This window comes from Streptomonospora sediminis (genome assembly GCF_054778995.1).
This window is the reverse complement of record NZ_BAAGYZ010000036.1, coordinates 86,618-101,480: the sequence shown is the minus strand read 5'-3', so window position 1 is coordinate 101,480 and position 14,863 is coordinate 86,618. Positions and strand designations below refer to the sequence as shown.

Here is a 14,863-nt window from a genome sequence, read left to right as displayed (position 1 = left end):
GGCGGGCGTTCGGCGCCGCCGGCCGGCCCGCACACGGGGCGATGCGGGACGGCCGAGCGGTTCGGCCGGTTTCCGCGCTGGTCTCCGTGGAAAGATGGCTCAGACTCCGGCCCGGGCCAGCCTGGTCCGGAGCGCTCGCCCGTGCCCGGGCGGGTGGCTCCTGCGCCGCTGAGCCGGCGCCGCGGGAGTGCAGGAGGACCAGGAGGAGATAGCTGTGCGAAATCCGGTTCGGCCCCGCGGTCCCGGCGCAGGGGAGCGGACATGACCGGCTCCGCTGAGCACTCCGAGTCCCGCGGCTGCGGTGCGGAGCCGGTGAACGGTTCCGCGGGCGGCGGTGAGGCCGGCGAGGATGTCGACCGCCCGCTGCCCGGCGCGGTGCGTGCGCGTGTGATCGAGTACGGCTCCGACGTGCTGGGCGGGATGCGTATCGCCGACCAGCCGCAGGTGTTGCGCCGCGTCGCCAAGTTCGAGCCGCGCCGCCGCGCGCGCCTGGCCGGTCCGCAGATCGCCGCCCAACTGGAGTCGGACCCGGATTTTCGCGCGCACGTCGCCGAGCGGATCGAGCAGGTCTGGCCGGAGCTGGCGGAAGAGTTGCGCCGCGGCGTGGTGCCGCCGGCCGCCGATCCCGTCGCGGTGGCGGCCGCCGCCTATCTGCTGCGACCCGAGGGCTGGCAGCGGATCCTCGGCCGCATCCGCGGCGAAATCGACCGCCAGGAGACCGCGAAGGAGGTCGACGAGGCGGCCGATACCATCGCCGACCTGCGCCGCCAGCTGGACGAGGCCAAGGCCGGCCAGCGCGACGAGCTGGCGCGGATGCGCAGCGAGTTGAAGGACCACCGCAGCACCATCGCCGACCTGCGCCGCAGACTGCACGGCGAGCGCGAGCGCGCCAGGGAGGCCGAGAGCGCGGCCGAGCAGGCGGTCGCGGCGGCGGCGGACCGCACCGCCGCCGCGGCCGGCGAGGTCAACGCGGTGGAGGCGGAGAACCGCCGGTTGCGCGACCGCCTCGCCGCAGCCGAGACCCAAGTGGAGAACGCCCGCCGCGCGGCGCGGGCCGGCCGCAGTGCCGACGATGCCCGGTTGCGGGTGCTGTTGGACGTGCTGCTGGACGCCTCCCATGGCCTGCGCCGCGAACTGGCGCTGCCGACCTCGATCGAGAGCCCCGCCGACCTGGCCGCCGAGCAGCGCGGCGCCAAGGGCGCACCCGTGCCCGGGGAAGGGCTGCCTGACGACGATCCCGGGCTGGTCGACGAGCTGCTGAGCCTGCCGCGCGTGCATCTGCTGGTGGACGGCTACAACGTGACCAAGACCGGGTACGGCACCCTGCCGCTGGCCGACCAGCGCAGCCGGCTGCTGTCCTCGCTGGAGGGCCTGGCCAGCCGCACCAAGGCGGAGATCACCTGCGTGTTCGACGGCGCCGATGTCAGCGCGCCGCCGGTGCTCTCGGCGACGCGCCGGGTGCGGCTGCTGTTCTCCGAGCCGGAGGAGACCGCCGACGAGCTGATCATCCGCCTGGTGCGCGCCGAGCCGCAGGGCCGCCCGCTGGCGGTGGTCACCTCCGACCGGGAGATCGTCACCGCGGTGCGCCGGGCCGGCGCGCGTACGGTCTCCTCGGCGCTGCTGCTGCGCAGGTTGGGCGGTTGAGCCGGCGGGCCGGTGATCGATTTGCGCGGCAGCAGCGGCGGGCGGGGCGCCGCGCTGCGGGCCGCCGCGGCCCTGGCGGAGCCGTGCCGCCCCCTCCGATCAGCATGAACGGGTTCGGCGGCGGTCCGCACGGGTAACTCCGGGCACCGGAAACCCCTTATACATCGGGTGGCTCGTGCCCCCCCGTGGTTGAGGCGCCCGGTCGGGTCCGCTAAGTTCTACCGGGAGCATTATCGGCTTCCTGCAACGGATCGGCGGCTGCACCGCGCCCACGGCGACGTGGCCGCAGGCCCGCTGTTCCGGCGGGAGGCCCCGGTGCCGGCAGCGCCCAACGCGCCGCCGCGCCGGTCGGAGCCCGCCGCACCTGCCGCCATTGCGGTCCCGCTCGCCCCGGCGCAGTGCGGCTGCCCCGAGCACCACCCCAACCGCCATCTGCACCCCCTCATCTGCGCATGTGGACCTGACCCGTAAGGAGCGTGGCCGCCATGACGAATACCGGTGGTCGGCGCACGGCCCGCCGGATCGCGACCGGTATCGGGGTCGTGGCCGCTGGAAGTCTGATCGTGCCGACCGGAGTCGCCAACGCCGAGCCGTCCCAGGAGGACGTCGAGGCCAAGATCGGCGAGCTCCAGGAAGAGGCCGACAGCATTGTCCAGAAGTACAACAAGGCCAAAGAGGACTACGAGGCCGCCAAGGAGAAGGCCGACGACCTTGAGGAGGAGGTCGGCGACGAGCAGGAGCGCTACGACAAGCTGCGCGACGAGGTCGCCGACTTCGCCAGCGCCGCCTACCAGGGCCAGGACCTGGACTCCCCCTCGAACATCATCAACGTCGAGAACCCCGAGGAACTGCTCGCGCAGTCGTCCGACGTCGGTTACCTCTCCAAGGCGCAGAAGGACCAGCTCGACGAGTTCGGCGAGTCCTCCGAGCGCCTGTTCCGGCTGAAGGACGAGGCCGACAGCGCCCTCCAGGAGGCCAAGGACAAGAAGGACGAGATCGAGGAGAAGAAGGAGAAGGTCGAGGCCAAGCTCGAGGAGCAGGAGGAGCTGCTCGCCGAGTTCCCCGACTCCGATCCGACCGCCGATGGTTCCCAGAGCGGCGACAGCGCCGGCGGTGGGAGCTACAACGGTCCGGCCTCCGGCGATGCCCACGCCGCCCTCGATTTCGCATACGCCCAGGTGGGCAAGCCCTACGTTTACGGCGCCACCGGCCCCGACAGCTACGACTGCTCGGGCCTGGTCATGCGGGCGTGGGGAGCCGCCGGGGTGAGCCTGCCGCGGACCACCTACGGCCAGGCCGAGTCCGGGCAACGGGTCACCCGCGACCAATTGCAGCCCGGCGACATCGTGTTCTTCTTCGGCGGTCTGGGCCACGACGGGCTCTACGTCGGCAACAACCAGATGGTGCACGCGCCCAGCTCCGGCAAGAACGTCGAGGTCGTGTCGCTGTCGGGCTACTGGGGCGGCCAGTTCCAGTTCGGCGTCCGCCCCTAGCGCGGCGCTTCCAGCAGGTCCTACCGGCCGTCGCGGGTGCGCCCGCGGCGGCCGGCCGCGGTTGTGCGGGGTGCGGCTCAGGCGGTAGTGACGTGCGGCTCATTATCCGCCGGCACCCGTGGCCGCAGCGGCGGCCGCGCGCAACCGCGCAGGGTACGGGCGACCAGCCGACTTTACCCGCACTTGGTATTGGGATGGGGCGTTCTTGGTAATACGGACACGCCGGAAATAACGGGGAAAAGTAACGAATCCGTTGAGTATGGTGCCGCGGATGCACTAGGGTTCCACGCCGAGTGCGGTCGTCGCTCTTGCCATCAGAAGGGTGGCAGCGGCCCGCTCCCGCCGACCTCCGCCCCGGCCGCCCCATCGCTCGGCCGGCGGAGACCGGAAACCCCCTGCGGCCGCGTCCTCTGCGCGCCGCACGCAGCCTCTTTTCGGGCGCTACCGGTCCCAAGCGGTGCTGCCGGGCATACCCGTGCCGCGCCGCCGCCCACCCCGGCTGCGTCGCCTCCGGTAGGCGGCCCTGGCAGAAAGGTGTGCCACCATCGTGGATGAACGCCATGAACGTGGCTCGTTCCGCCGGCATCTCGCGACAGTCGGCTTTGTCGCCGCAGGCGCTCTGATCCTGTCCACCAGCGCTGCGGTCGCCGAGCCGACCGCCGACGAGGTCCGGAACAAGATCGAGAAGCTTGAGGAAGAACACGCGGAGCTCGCCGAGAAGTACAACCAGGCGAAGCAGGACCATGATGCCGCGAAGGAAAAGCTTGAGGACCTGCGGGAGGACAAGCAGGACACTCAGGACAAGATCAAAGGCATGCAGGACGACATCCGCGGCATGGCCAACGCGGCCTACACCAACGCCGACTACGGTTCCCCGGCCTATCTGCTGAGTTCCGGCGGTCCCGAGGCGGCCTTGGAGCAGGCCGCCGACCTCGGTTACCTCTCCGAGAACCAGCAGCAGGACCTCGTCGAGTACAACAACCAGCAGGAGAAGCTCGACAAACTCACCTCCGAGGCCGCCGACACCGAGGACGAGGCCAAGGAGAAGCTGGACGAGGCCGAGGAAGCCAAGGACAAGGCCACTAAGAAGATCGACAAGCAGCAGGGCATCCTCGACGACCTCACGGCCGAGGAGGCCGCCAACGCCACTTCCGGCGTCGGCAGCGGCGGGGGCGGCGGGTCGAGCTACACCGGCAGCGCCTCGGGTAGTGCGGGAGCCGCCCTCGACTTCATCTACGGCCAGATCGGCGACTCCTACAGCCTCGGCGCCAACGGCCCCGACGTGTGGGACTGCTCCAGCCTGGTCCAGGCCGCCTGGTCCCAGGGCGGCGTGAGCCTGCCGCGCACCACCTACGACCAGGTCAACGCCGGCACTCCGGTCACCTGGGACAACATGCAGCCCGGCGATCTGATCTTCTTCTACGACGGCCCCGACCACGTCGGCATGTACGTCGGCAGCGGCAAGATGGTGCACGCCTCCAACCCGTCCAAGCCGGTCGCCGAGGTCTCCCTGAGCGGCTACTACCAGAACAACTTCCACTCGGCGGTACGGCCCTAACCGCGCCGGGATGCGCCGCGGGTCCTGCGCAACCGTCCTGATGCGCCGTGGAGAAATGCCCGGACTTCGGAGCGGAGAAGTCGAGGCGGGCATTTCTCCACGATCATCGCCGACGGCAGGATCTGCGCGGGTAACGCGGCCTCGGCGATCGGCACATTAGACTCGGCCGCGTGCCGCGTACGCTGATCATCACCAACGACTTTCCGCCGCGCCCCGGAGGCATCCAGGCGTTCGTCCACGAGCTCGCGTTGCGCAGGCCCCCTGAATCCGTGGTGGTCTACTGCTCGACACCGAGCCGCGCCGACTCGGCCGCTTGGGGGCGCGCCGAGGACTTCGACCTCGGGCTGCCCTTCCCTGTCGTGCGCGAACGCACTCCGGTGCTGCTGCCCACGCCGGGCGTGCAGCGGCGGGCCGCGCGCATCGCCGCACTTGAGGAGTGCGACTCGGTGCTGTTCGGCGCGGCCGCGCCACTGGGTCTGATGGCCGGGCCGCTGCGCCGCGCCGGGGTGCGCCGCATCGTGGGGCTCACCCACGGCCACGAGACCGGGTGGTCGGCGCTGCCGGGCGCACGCCAGGCGCTGCACCGCATCGGCGAGCAGACCGACACCCTGACCTATCTCGGCGACTACACGCGCGCCCGCCTGCAGCGCGCGCTCTCGCCCGCTGCGGCGGCGCGCATGCGCCCGCTCGCGCCCGGTGTCGACACCGAGCGGTTCTTTCCCGGCGCGGGCGGCACGGGCGTGCGCGAGCGCCTGGGCCTGCAGGGCCGCCCGGTCGCGGTGTGCGTTTCGCGCCTGGTGGCGCGCAAAGGCCAGGACACCCTGCTGCGGGCCTGGCCGCGCATCCTGGCCGACGTGCCCGGCGCCGCGCTGCTGCTGGTGGGCGGCGGCCCCTACCGGCGCCGGCTTGAGGCGCTGGCGCGCGAACAGGGGGTCGCCGATTCGGTGTACTTCGCCGGCGATGTCGCCGCCGATCAGCTCCCCGCCTACTACGACGCCGCCGACGTGTTCGCGATGCCCTGCCGCACCCGCAACGGCGGACTGGACGTCGAAGGCCTGGGGATCGTCTACCTGGAGGCCGCTGCGTCCGGGCTGCCGGTGGTGGCCGGGCGCTCCGGCGGTGCCCGCGACTCTGTGCGCGAAGGCGAGACCGGCCTACTGGTCGACGGCACCCTTCCAGGTCCCGCTGCGCGGGCGCTCATCAAGCTGCTGCAGAACCCCGAGCGTGCGGCGGCCATGGGCGAGCGCGGCCGCGCGTGGGTCCGGCAGGAGTGGACCTGGCAGCGCGCCTCGGCGCAGTTGGCCGAGCTGCTGGAGGGGTGAACGCGGGCCCGCGGCGGGCCCTCCGCCCCCGCTTTGCGGCCGCGGAGCCGGACGGCGGGCGCGGCGGCGCCGGTGCGCCCGTACCCGCCCGCCATGGCCCGCCGCCACCGCTGCGCCCGCGGATGCCGGCCGCCCGGCCGACCGTGCCGGGGTGCCGCCCGCCATCACGCGCTGTAGAGGCGGTCGATCTCCTCGCTGAAGTCCTTGGCCACCACGTGCCGCTTGACCTTGAGCGACGGCGTCATCTGGCCGCGCTCCTCGGAGAAGTCCGTCGGCAGGATGGTGAACTTGCGCACCGACTCCGCGCGCGACACAGCCTTGTTGGCGTCGTCGACGGCCTCCTGCACGGTAGCGACCAGATCGGGGTCCTGCACCAGGTCGGCGATGCCGCCGGACTTGCCGTTGCGCTCCTTCCAGAACCGGAACGCCTCCTCGTCGATGGTGACCAGCGCCGAGATGAAGCTGCGGTTGTCGCCCACCACCATGCACTGGCTGACGATGGCGTGGCCGCGCATCCGGTCCTCCAGCACCGCCGGTGCGACGTTCTTGCCGCCGGCGGTCACGATGATCTCCTTTTTCCGGCCGGTGATGGTGAGGTATCCGTCCCCGTCCAGGGTGCCCAGGTCGCCGGTGCGGTACCAGCCGTCCTCGTCGAAAGCCTCCTCGGTGGCCTTGTCGTTGCGCCAGTACCCGCGCATCACGTGGTCGCCCTTGACCAGGATCTCGCCGTCCTCGCCGATGCGGTGGGCGACGCCGGGCAGCGGCGGCCCGACCGTGCCGACCTTGTTGCCGGCCGGGCTGTTCACGCACGTGGGGGCGGAGGTCTCGGTGAGCCCGTAGCCTTCGATGATGGTCAGGCCCACCCCGCGGAAGAAGTGGCCCAGCCGCTCGCCGAGCGCGGAGCCGCCCGAGACCGAGTAGCGGGCCCGCCCGCCCACCGCGGCCAGGATCTTGCCGTAGACCAGCCGCGCGAAGAGCGCGTGGCGCAGGCGCAGGGCCAGCGGGACGCGGCCGGTATCGAGGGCGCGGCTGTAGGCGGCGGCGGTGTCGGCGGCGGCGCGGAAGATGCGGCCGCGGCCCTCGGAGACGGCCTTCTGCTCGGCCTTGTTGTAGACCTTCTCGAACACCCGCGGCATCGCGAGCAGGAAGGTCGGGCGGAAGGAGCCGAGCGCGTCGATGACCTCGGGGCCGGTCGAGGGGAAGTGGCCCATCACGGTGCGCGACTCGACGCAGCCGATCTGGATGACGCGGGCGAAGGAGTGCGCCAGCGGCAGGAACAGCAGTGTCGAGCGGCCCTCGACGCTGAAGACCTCCTCCAACGGGCCGTGGATCACGTTGAGGATGGTGAAGAGCAGGTTGCGGTGGGTCAGTTCGCAGCCCTTGGGGCGGCCGGTGGTGCCGGAGGTGTAGATGAGGGTGGCGATCTCGTCGGCGGTGCCGGCGGTGCGGCGCTCGTGGACGGTGGCGTCGTCGACCCCGGCCCCGCTCTCCTTGAAGCGGTCGAATCCGGGGCCGTCGATCTCCCAGATCCCGCTCAGCTCGGGCAGTTCGCCGCGGACGGCCTCGATTCGGGCGGCGTGCTCGGCGGTTTCGGCAAAGACCGCGCGGCTGCCGGAGTCGCCGAGGATCCAGGCGACCTGCTCCTCGGAGGAGGACTCGTAGATGGGCACCGCCACCGCGCCGACCGCCCAGATCCCGTAGTCGAGGACGGTCCACTCGTAGCGGGTGCGCGACATCAGCCCGATCCGGTCGCCGTGCTCGATGCCGGCGGCGATCAGGGCCTTGGCGATCGCGGCGACGTCGTCGCGGAACTGCGCGCACGTGACGTCGCGCCACTGCCCGGACTCCTGGCGGCGGAACGCGACGGTGTCGGGCTCTTGCTCGGCCCGCGCAAAGGGGGTGTCAGGCAGCCGCGACTCGGCCGCGACCTCCACCTTGACGGGACTGCTGTATTCGCGCACGTGATTGCTCCCGGACGTTTGCTTCCACGAGGGGGACAGCACGACGGTAACAACTTTCGCTACTCGCGGGTAGAACACGTTCTCGCCTGGTATCCGATAGTGACCTGCACCGACCCCGGGCGCGGCGCCGGCCGCCCGCGCCGCACCCCTGGGGCATCCCGGACCTTCGCCGGGGATGCCCCGGATTTCCCCGGGCGTATCGCCACGCAGGCCCCGCGGGCGGCTAACGTGGCGAGCAGAGCCGAGGATCCGGCGAACCAGGCAAGCAAGGGCAGGAGCACCATGGCCGAACCCGACCGCGACACCGGTCGCAGCACCGACCGCAACAACGGATCGCAGGACATCATCGACGACGCGCTGAACATGGTCGACGCGCTGCAGCGCCGGCTGATCTCGGCGGGCGTGCGCCGCGGTGCCGCCGCAGCTGCGGCCCCTCCCCGCAAGGGCGACGTGTGGGAGGAGGCCATCAAGTACGAGCAGCCGCAACCGGAGCCTTCGCCGGTACAGGAGCTGTTCGGCATCGCCCGCAAGAAGGGGCCCGAGGTGGTCGGCCACCTCGGCCGGGCCGGCATCGCCGCGGTCGGCGCCTTCGGCGAGACCCTCGGAGTGGTCGAGCGCGCCTTGGAGCGCCGCACTCCCGACCCCGGAGCCCGGCCCCCGCGCGAGCAGGAACCCGGCCGCGGCGAGGCCGAGTCCCCGCGGGAGATCCGCCGGGGCGAGTGAACCGGCAGGCCGCGGTGACCGGGTCGCACCGATCGCCGCGCACCGCACCCGAGCACCCGGCCGTACAAGAGAACAGGAGCCGCCCATGCGGATGACGATCGGCGTGGACATCGGCGGTACCAAGGTGGCCGCGGGGATCGTCGACTCCGGCGGGCGGATCCGCGATGCCGTCAAGCACCCCACCCCCTACGGCGACGGCGAGGCCCTCGCCGACGTCGTGGGCGAGGCGGTCCGCGACCTATGCGACCGCAACACCTCCGGCACGATCTCGGCTGTCGGGGTGGGGACCGCGGGTTTCGTCGGCGCCGACCGGGCCACGATCGTGCTGGGCGCCAACCTCGGCCTGGTCGAGGAACCCTTCAAGGAGCGGCTGAGCCGCCGGACGGATCTGCCCGTGGTGGTGGAGAACGACGCCAACGCCGCCGCGTGGGCCGAGGTCCGCTTCGGTGCCGGCCGCGGCAGCGAGCACGTCGTCTGCGTCACCCTGGGCACGGGCGTGGGCGGCGCAGTGGTCATGGACGGCGAGCTTCAGCGCGGCCGCTACGGTGTCGCCGCCGAGGTCGGCCACTACCGCGTCGTGCCCTTCGGCCGCCGGTGCGGGTGCGGCAACCACGGTTGCTGGGAGCAGTACGCCAGCGGCCGCGCCCTTGTCGGCGAGGCCCACGACCTCGCCCGCGCCGAACCCAAGCGCGCCGACCGGATGCTGGAGCTGGCAGGCGGCAGCATGGCCGACATCCAGGGCCGCGAGATCACCCGCGCCGCGATGGAGGGCGACGAGGGCGCCCTGGCCTGCTTCCGCGCGGTGGGGGAGTGGGTCGGCCTCGGGCTCGCCGACCTCGCAGCGATCCTCGACCCGGAGCTGTTCGTGATCGGCGGCGGTGTCAGCGACGCCGGCGAGGTCCTGCTCGGCCCGGTCCGGGATTCCTTTGCCCGGCACGTCACCGGGCGCGCCACGCGCCGCCTGGCCGACATCCGCATCGCCGAACTCGGCTCGCAGGCGGGCATGGCCGGCGCCGCCGACCTGGCGCTGCGCTGACCGCGGGCGGGGTGCCCGCGGCAGGGCGCACGCGAGCGGCGCTCGATCGCACCCATCGGGCCCACTCGCGCGGGTAGTTCCCCGGACGTGTCGAATGTGGAGAACGAGCCCAATCCCGAAATCCGCGTGCTCGGCTACAACGTGCACTCCCTGCGCGGCGACGCCGAGGCGCTGGCGCGGGTGGTCCACGCCTGCCGCCCCGACATCGTGTGCCTGCAGGAGGCCCCGCGGCTGCTGCGCTGGCAGTCGCGGCGTCGCGGGCTGGACCGGGCGATCGGCATGGTCCCGGCGATCAGCCGGCGCACCGGCGGGCTGGCCATCCTGTGCCGCCCCGGCGTCGAGGTGCACCGCATCGGCCACCGGCTGCTGCGGCGGTACCCGGGCCTGCGGGTGCGCACCCTGTCCATGGCCGCGGTGCGCGTGCAAGGGCGGCCGCTGCTGGTCGGCTGCACCCACCTCGACCTGCATCCGGGCGCGCGCCTGCACCACGCCGGCGAGGTGGTCGACCACCTGGCGGCCTTTGCCGCGGAGAACCCGGGGCCCTGCGTACTCGCCGCCGACGTGAACTGCCCACCCGGCGGCGCCGCCTGGCGCATGCTCACCGCCGGGCTGCGCGACAGCGCAGGCGAGCACCCGTGGGGCGAGGCCGCGACGTTCACCGCACGCAACCCGCGCAGCCGCATCGACGGGGTCTTCGCCTCAGGCGACCTGCGGGTCCGGCGCGCAGGCGTACCGGTCGCCCCGACGTCCCCCGCCGACATGGCCGCGGCCAGCGACCACCGCCCGGTGGTGGCCGACATCACACTCTGAAGCCGCCCGCACCGCGGTGCTTAAGCGGCGGTTCCCCGGTTTTCGTCGGGGCCCGATTCGGGCTCGGGGGCGGGGACGGCGCCGGGATCGGTGTCGGCGGTGGCGCGGTCGGCGGCGCGCTGCTTTTTCGCCTTGCGTTTGCGTGCCCGGCGTTCGGCCCGCTTGCGCGTTTTGCGTTCGGCGCGTTCGGTGCGCTTGCGCTCCTTCTCGCCGGCGTGCTGCTCCTTCTTCTCCTCCTTGGCCGCGGCCTCCAGGTCGGCCTTGACCGACTGGGCGTAGCGGTCGACGTACTCCTGGCCCGACAGTTCCATCAGCGCGTACATGATCTCGTCGGTGACCGCGCGCAGCACCCGCGGTTCCTTCTCCATGCCCTGGTAGCGGGAGAAGTCCAGCGGCTTGCCGAAGACGACCTTGGGCCGGATGCCGAGCTTGGGGATGGTGCGCCCCGGAGGCATGATCTTGTCGACGTTGATCATGGCCATGGGGATCACCGGAGCCTTGGACTCCAGTGCCACGCGCGCCACGCCCGTGCGCCCCCGGTAGAGCTTGCCGTCAGGCGAGCGGGTGCCCTCGGGGTACATGCCCAGCAGCTTGCCCTGGCGCAGCACCTTCAGGCCGGTGCGCAGTGCCGCTTCGCTGGCCTTGCCGCCCGAGCGGTCGATGGGGATCTGCCCGACACCGGTGAAGAACAGGCGGCTGGCCAGGCCCTTGATGCCGGTACCGGTGAAGTACTCGGACTTGGCCAGGAACGTGATCTTGCGGGGGAGCGGCAGCGGGCCGAAGAAGTGGTCGGAGAAGGACAGGTGGTTGCCGACCATGATCGCCGGTCCCTGCCGGGGCACGTTCTCGACCCCCTCGGCGCGCGGCTGCCACAGCACCGCGAGCACGGGGCCCAGAATCGCTTTGACAACCCAATAGAACACCGGCACTCACTCTCGCCCACGCGGGGCGCGCCTCGACGGACTCGCGCTCGACTTCCCGCTTCCACGAACAATCGTGGTCATCTTCCCATTGTCAGCGCCCTACTACCAATGCCGGAACAAGTTACCCGCAGGTAGCGGCGGTGCTGAGGCGGCCGCCGCCTCCACGCACCGGAGTCCCGCCGGGTCCCCGCCAGGCCGCATACGGCGACGAAAGCGTGCCCGCCGTGCTCGCCGGGGTACCGCGGGAAGCGCGCCGCATACTAGTTTCGTAAAGTCGGTCCAGAGGCGCGGCCGCCCCGCCGCATCCCGCCCGAGCCGAGGAGGGTCCTCCATGCCGCTATTGCCGGGCGCCGAGCCCTACAGCCGATCCGGCGACGGAGTCGGCGTACTGCTGTGCCACGGATTCACCGGAACCCCCCGATCCCTGCGCCCCTGGGCCGAGCACCTGGCCGGTGCCGGGTTCACGGTCGATCTACCGCTGCTGCCCGGCCACGGCACCTCCTGGCAGGAGATGGCCGCGACCACCAGCACCCAGTGGCTGGCCACCGTCGAGTCGGCGCTGCTGCGGCTGCACGGGGTCTGCGACACGGTCTTCGTGATGGGCCTGTCGATGGGCGGATGCCTGGCGCTGCGCCTGGCCCAACTGCACCCGGACAGGGTCCGCGGTGTCGTGGTGGTCAACCCCTCGCTGGCGCTGGAGAACCCGCTGCTGCTCATCGCCCGCCAGTTGGCGCCCCTGGTGCCCGCCACATCCAGTGTGGGCGAGGACATCTGCATGCCCGGCGTGGGCGAAGGGTCCTACGAGAAGGTCCCCACCGCGGCCGCGGCGACACTCCCGAAACTTTGGCGTGCGACAAAGCGGGACATGGCGGCCATCACCGCACCTGTGCTGGCTTACCGGAGTCCCCAAGACCATGTCGTGGGCCCCCGGAGTCTGCGTATCCTCACAAGTAGGGCGGTCAACGCGCAGCTGCGGGTGCACTCGCTGGACAACAGCTACCACGTGGCCACCCTCGACTACGACGCTGCAACGGTCTTCGACGGGAGCCTCGCGTTCGTGCGCGAGCACAGCAGGAGCGGGGAAGGGACGAAGCGATGACACATCGCCGGGGCAACGGCCTGCTCGCCGATACCTACGTCCCGCTCATCGTGCTCCCCAGAGCGCCGGCCGACCAGATGCTCGACGCGCTGCGCGAGTCCGGCATCGCGGCTTACGCCGTGCAGCTCGACGAGGGCGCGCTCGAAACCTCCGGAGCGCTGGAGGACCCGCCGACCGACCACCTCTACGTCGACTCCCAGGGGCGTGCGGCCGCCGAGGACATCCTGCGCACGCAGCTGCCCGACCTCGAGCAGTACCGCACGGATCCGGACGGTACCGATCCGGCCGAGCCGCCCCGGCCCCAAGCGCCGCCGGCCACCGCCGAAGCCGGCCCGCGCCCGGCCGGCGATGACGACGATGTCTGGGCCGACCTCATCGCGCGCTTCTACGACACCCCCTCCTCGGCCGAAGCCGCCTGGCCCGACGCCGAAAACCTCTCCGCCGACGAGCGCGGCCCTGCAGCGCCGGATCCCGAGTCCGCCGAGACCACCGGCTCCGGTGAGCCGGACGAGCCCGGTGCCGACAACGGCGCCGACGACTCCGCTGACACCCCGGCCCCCGGGCGCGGCCGCGTGGTCCGCCCGGCCCACCGCGGCGGCGAGCACGAGCAGCACGACCATTACGTACCGCCCCCGCCGCCGCCCTTGCCCCGCGGCGACCTCACCAGCCGGCTGTCGTGGGCGGGCCTGTTCGGCGGGCCCTTGGTGCTGCTCGGGTCGATGCTGCTGGGGGTGTCGCTGCCCGGGTGGGTCGCGTTCCTGGCCGTGGCCGGTTTCATCGGCGGATTCGTCGTGCTCGTGGTCCGCATGGGCGACCGACCGCCCGGCGACAACGGCCCCGACGACGGCGCCGTGGTTTAGAACGGCCGGCCCGGCCGTCCATCCGGGCCGGCATCGAGTACGGCCCGCCGCCCCGGGCGGGCCGCCCCCGACCACCAGCCGGCAGGACGCTCCGCCATGATCCCCTCCGCCCCCGAACCGGCCCGTGTATCCGCCGACCCGCCCGTGTCCCGCTCCGCGGATCCCGCCGCCCCCGCCGCTCCGGCCGGCGGGAGCGCCGGTTCGGGGGAGCGGCCCGGTCTGTCCGCGCCGCTGTGGCGCGCCATCGCCGTGTTCCGGGCCGCGTCCATGGTCTATGCGGTGTTCCAGCTGTCCCAGCACCCCGACCTGCTGGCGCGACCGTGGGCGGCATGGGCGGTCCTGGTGGTGATGGCGGCTTGGACGGCGGCTTCGGCGCTGCTCTATGCCCGCCCGCGGCGCCGCGCCGGCCTGCTGCTGGCCGCCGACCTCGCCATCGCCTTCGGCTGCCTGGCGGCCACCGCACTGGTGGTCCATCCCGCCTATCTGCGCATGGCCCCGCCGCTGACAAGTACCTGGTTCGGCGGTGCGGTACTGGCGTCGGCGGTGCTGGCCGGCCGGCGCTGGGCGCTGGGGGTGGCCCTGGCGCACGGCGTCGTCGACATCACGGTGCGGGTGGTGCTCGGGCTGACCATCTCCGCTGCGGTCCCGCGCGGTGTGGTGCTGCTGCTCCTGGCCGGGTACTGCATGGGCTATCTGGCCAACTACGCCGCGGCCGCCGAGCGCCGCTTTGCCGCGGCCGTGGAGATGGAGGCGCGCACCCGCGAACGCGAGCGGCTGGGCCGCTCCATCCACGACTCTGTGCTGCAGGTGCTGGCGATGGTGCAGCGGCGCGGTGCCGAGGCCGGCGGTGAAGCCGCCGAACTGGGCCGGCTCGCCGGGGAGCAGGAGGCCAAGCTGCGGGCGCTGGTCGGCGGGCGCCACGAGGGCGCGGCGCCGTCCACCGGCACCGCCTCCGCCGCCGGTCCGGGCGCCGCGGCGTCCCGGGAGGCCGGCGTGCCGGCAACCGACCTGACCGCGTTATTGGGCGCGCACGCCGGAGCCCGGGTCACGGTGTCGGCACCGGCGACCGAGGTCGCGCTGGCGCTGGCAAGCGCCCGCGAGATCGACGCCGCCGTCCGCGAGGCGCTGGGCAACGTCGAGCGCCACTGCCCACCGCAGACCGGTGTCTGGCTGCTGGTGGAGGACGAGGGCGCGACCGTGGCGGTGACGGTGCGCGACGACGGCCCCGGGATCGCGCCCGACCGCCTCGCTGCGGCCGCGGCCGAGGGGCGCATGGGCGTGGCCCAGTCCATCCGCGGGCGCATCGCCGACATCGGCGGCACCACCGCCATCACCTCCGCGCCGGGTCAGGGCACGGAGATCGAGATCCGGGTCCCGCGGTAGGCGCGCGGTGCGGCCCGGCCGGAAAATTTCTGACTCGTGCCGGGATCGGAC

General features: G+C 72.6%; 12 protein-coding genes. 10 read left to right on the top strand and 2 right to left on the bottom strand.

The window, feature by feature from the left end; all coding sequences use genetic code 11:
* Window positions 1-261 precede the first annotated feature (261 nt).
* The 4 genes from ACYVD5_RS09435 (at window position 262) to ACYVD5_RS09420 (ending at window position 6,017) form a co-directional block, all read left to right on the top strand.
* Window positions 262-1,644, top strand: coding sequence for an NYN domain-containing protein (locus ACYVD5_RS09435; protein ID WP_461000565.1), 1,383 nt, complete (start codon window positions 262-264; stop codon window positions 1,642-1,644).
* Window positions 1,645-2,129: 485 nt separating this feature from the next.
* A complete protein-coding gene (locus tag ACYVD5_RS09430) occupies window positions 2,130-3,137 on the top strand; it encodes a C40 family peptidase (protein ID WP_461000564.1) in 1,008 nt (335 codons plus the stop codon).
* 547 nt (window positions 3,138-3,684) lie between these two features.
* Window positions 3,685-4,695, top strand: a complete 1,011-nt coding sequence (locus ACYVD5_RS09425) for a C40 family peptidase (RefSeq protein ID WP_461000563.1) — start codon at window positions 3,685-3,687, stop codon at window positions 4,693-4,695.
* 170 nt (window positions 4,696-4,865) lie between these two features.
* Window positions 4,866-6,017 (top strand): glycosyltransferase family 4 protein, encoded by a 1,152-nt coding sequence (locus tag ACYVD5_RS09420; protein ID WP_461000562.1) that lies wholly within the window; start codon window positions 4,866-4,868, stop codon window positions 6,015-6,017.
* A 164-nt stretch (window positions 6,018-6,181) separates the two neighbouring features.
* Here the strand turns inward: ACYVD5_RS09420 and ACYVD5_RS09415 are convergent, their stop codons facing one another.
* Window positions 6,182-7,978 carry an AMP-dependent synthetase/ligase gene (locus ACYVD5_RS09415; RefSeq protein ID WP_461000561.1) on the bottom strand — a complete coding sequence of 599 codons (1,797 nt, stop codon included), beginning with the start codon at window positions 7,976-7,978 and terminating at the stop codon, window positions 6,182-6,184.
* Window positions 7,979-8,260: 282 nt separating this feature from the next.
* On the opposite strand from ACYVD5_RS09415, the gene ACYVD5_RS09410 reads away from it, so the two are divergent.
* From ACYVD5_RS09410 to ACYVD5_RS09400, 3 genes are all read left to right on the top strand, one after another.
* Entirely contained in the window at window positions 8,261-8,701 is a 441-nt protein-coding gene (locus tag ACYVD5_RS09410) for a hypothetical protein (RefSeq protein ID WP_461000560.1), read from the top strand.
* Window positions 8,702-8,786: 85 nt separating this feature from the next.
* Complete coding sequence (locus tag ACYVD5_RS09405) at window positions 8,787-9,737, top strand: ROK family glucokinase (protein WP_461000559.1); 951 nt, start codon at window positions 8,787-8,789, stop codon at window positions 9,735-9,737.
* 87 nt (window positions 9,738-9,824) lie between these two features.
* Entirely contained in the window at window positions 9,825-10,547 is a 723-nt protein-coding gene (locus ACYVD5_RS09400; RefSeq protein ID WP_461000558.1) for an endonuclease/exonuclease/phosphatase family protein, read from the top strand.
* A 20-nt stretch (window positions 10,548-10,567) separates the two neighbouring features.
* On the opposite strand, the gene ACYVD5_RS09395 is transcribed toward ACYVD5_RS09400, so the two are convergent.
* Window positions 10,568-11,470 carry a lysophospholipid acyltransferase family protein gene (locus ACYVD5_RS09395; RefSeq protein ID WP_461000557.1) on the bottom strand — a complete coding sequence of 301 codons (903 nt, stop codon included), beginning with the start codon at window positions 11,468-11,470 and terminating at the stop codon, window positions 10,568-10,570.
* 331 nt (window positions 11,471-11,801) lie between these two features.
* Here ACYVD5_RS09395 and ACYVD5_RS09390 point away from each other — a divergent pair, with 331 nt between their 5' ends.
* The 3 genes from ACYVD5_RS09390 to macS all read left to right on the top strand — a co-directional run bounded on the left by ACYVD5_RS09390 (window position 11,802) and on the right by macS (window position 14,812).
* On the top strand, window positions 11,802-12,569 hold the full coding sequence (locus tag ACYVD5_RS09390) for an alpha/beta hydrolase (protein ID WP_461000556.1): 768 nt from the start codon (window positions 11,802-11,804) through the stop codon (window positions 12,567-12,569).
* Window positions 12,566-13,429 carry a hypothetical protein gene (locus ACYVD5_RS09385; protein WP_461000555.1) on the top strand — a complete coding sequence of 288 codons (864 nt, stop codon included), beginning with the start codon at window positions 12,566-12,568 and terminating at the stop codon, window positions 13,427-13,429. The genes ACYVD5_RS09390 and ACYVD5_RS09385 overlap by 4 nt, the downstream gene beginning before the upstream one ends.
* Before the next feature lie 96 nt (window positions 13,430-13,525).
* Window positions 13,526-14,812: a MacS family sensor histidine kinase gene (gene macS, locus ACYVD5_RS09380; protein WP_461000554.1), complete on the top strand. Its 1,287-nt coding sequence runs from the start codon at window positions 13,526-13,528 to the stop codon at window positions 14,810-14,812.
* Window positions 14,813-14,863 lie beyond the last annotated feature (51 nt).

What these genes read in the sequence shown, in the direction of transcription:
- ACYVD5_RS09435 (WP_461000565.1), top strand. Translation starts at nt 262, where the DNA reads ATGACCGGCTCCGCTGAGCACTCCGAGTCCCGCGGCTGCGGTGCGGAG.
- ACYVD5_RS09430 (WP_461000564.1), top strand. Translation starts at nt 2,130, where the DNA reads ATGACGAATACCGGTGGTCGGCGCACGGCCCGCCGGATCGCGACCGGT.
- ACYVD5_RS09410 (WP_461000560.1), top strand. Translation starts at nt 8,261, where the DNA reads ATGGCCGAACCCGACCGCGACACCGGTCGCAGCACCGACCGCAACAAC.
- ACYVD5_RS09405 (WP_461000559.1), top strand. Translation starts at nt 8,787, where the DNA reads ATGCGGATGACGATCGGCGTGGACATCGGCGGTACCAAGGTGGCCGCG.
- ACYVD5_RS09390 (WP_461000556.1), top strand. Translation starts at nt 11,802, where the DNA reads ATGCCGCTATTGCCGGGCGCCGAGCCCTACAGCCGATCCGGCGACGGA.
- ACYVD5_RS09385 (WP_461000555.1), top strand. Translation starts at nt 12,566, where the DNA reads ATGACACATCGCCGGGGCAACGGCCTGCTCGCCGATACCTACGTCCCG.
- macS (WP_461000554.1), top strand. Translation starts at nt 13,526, where the DNA reads ATGATCCCCTCCGCCCCCGAACCGGCCCGTGTATCCGCCGACCCGCCC.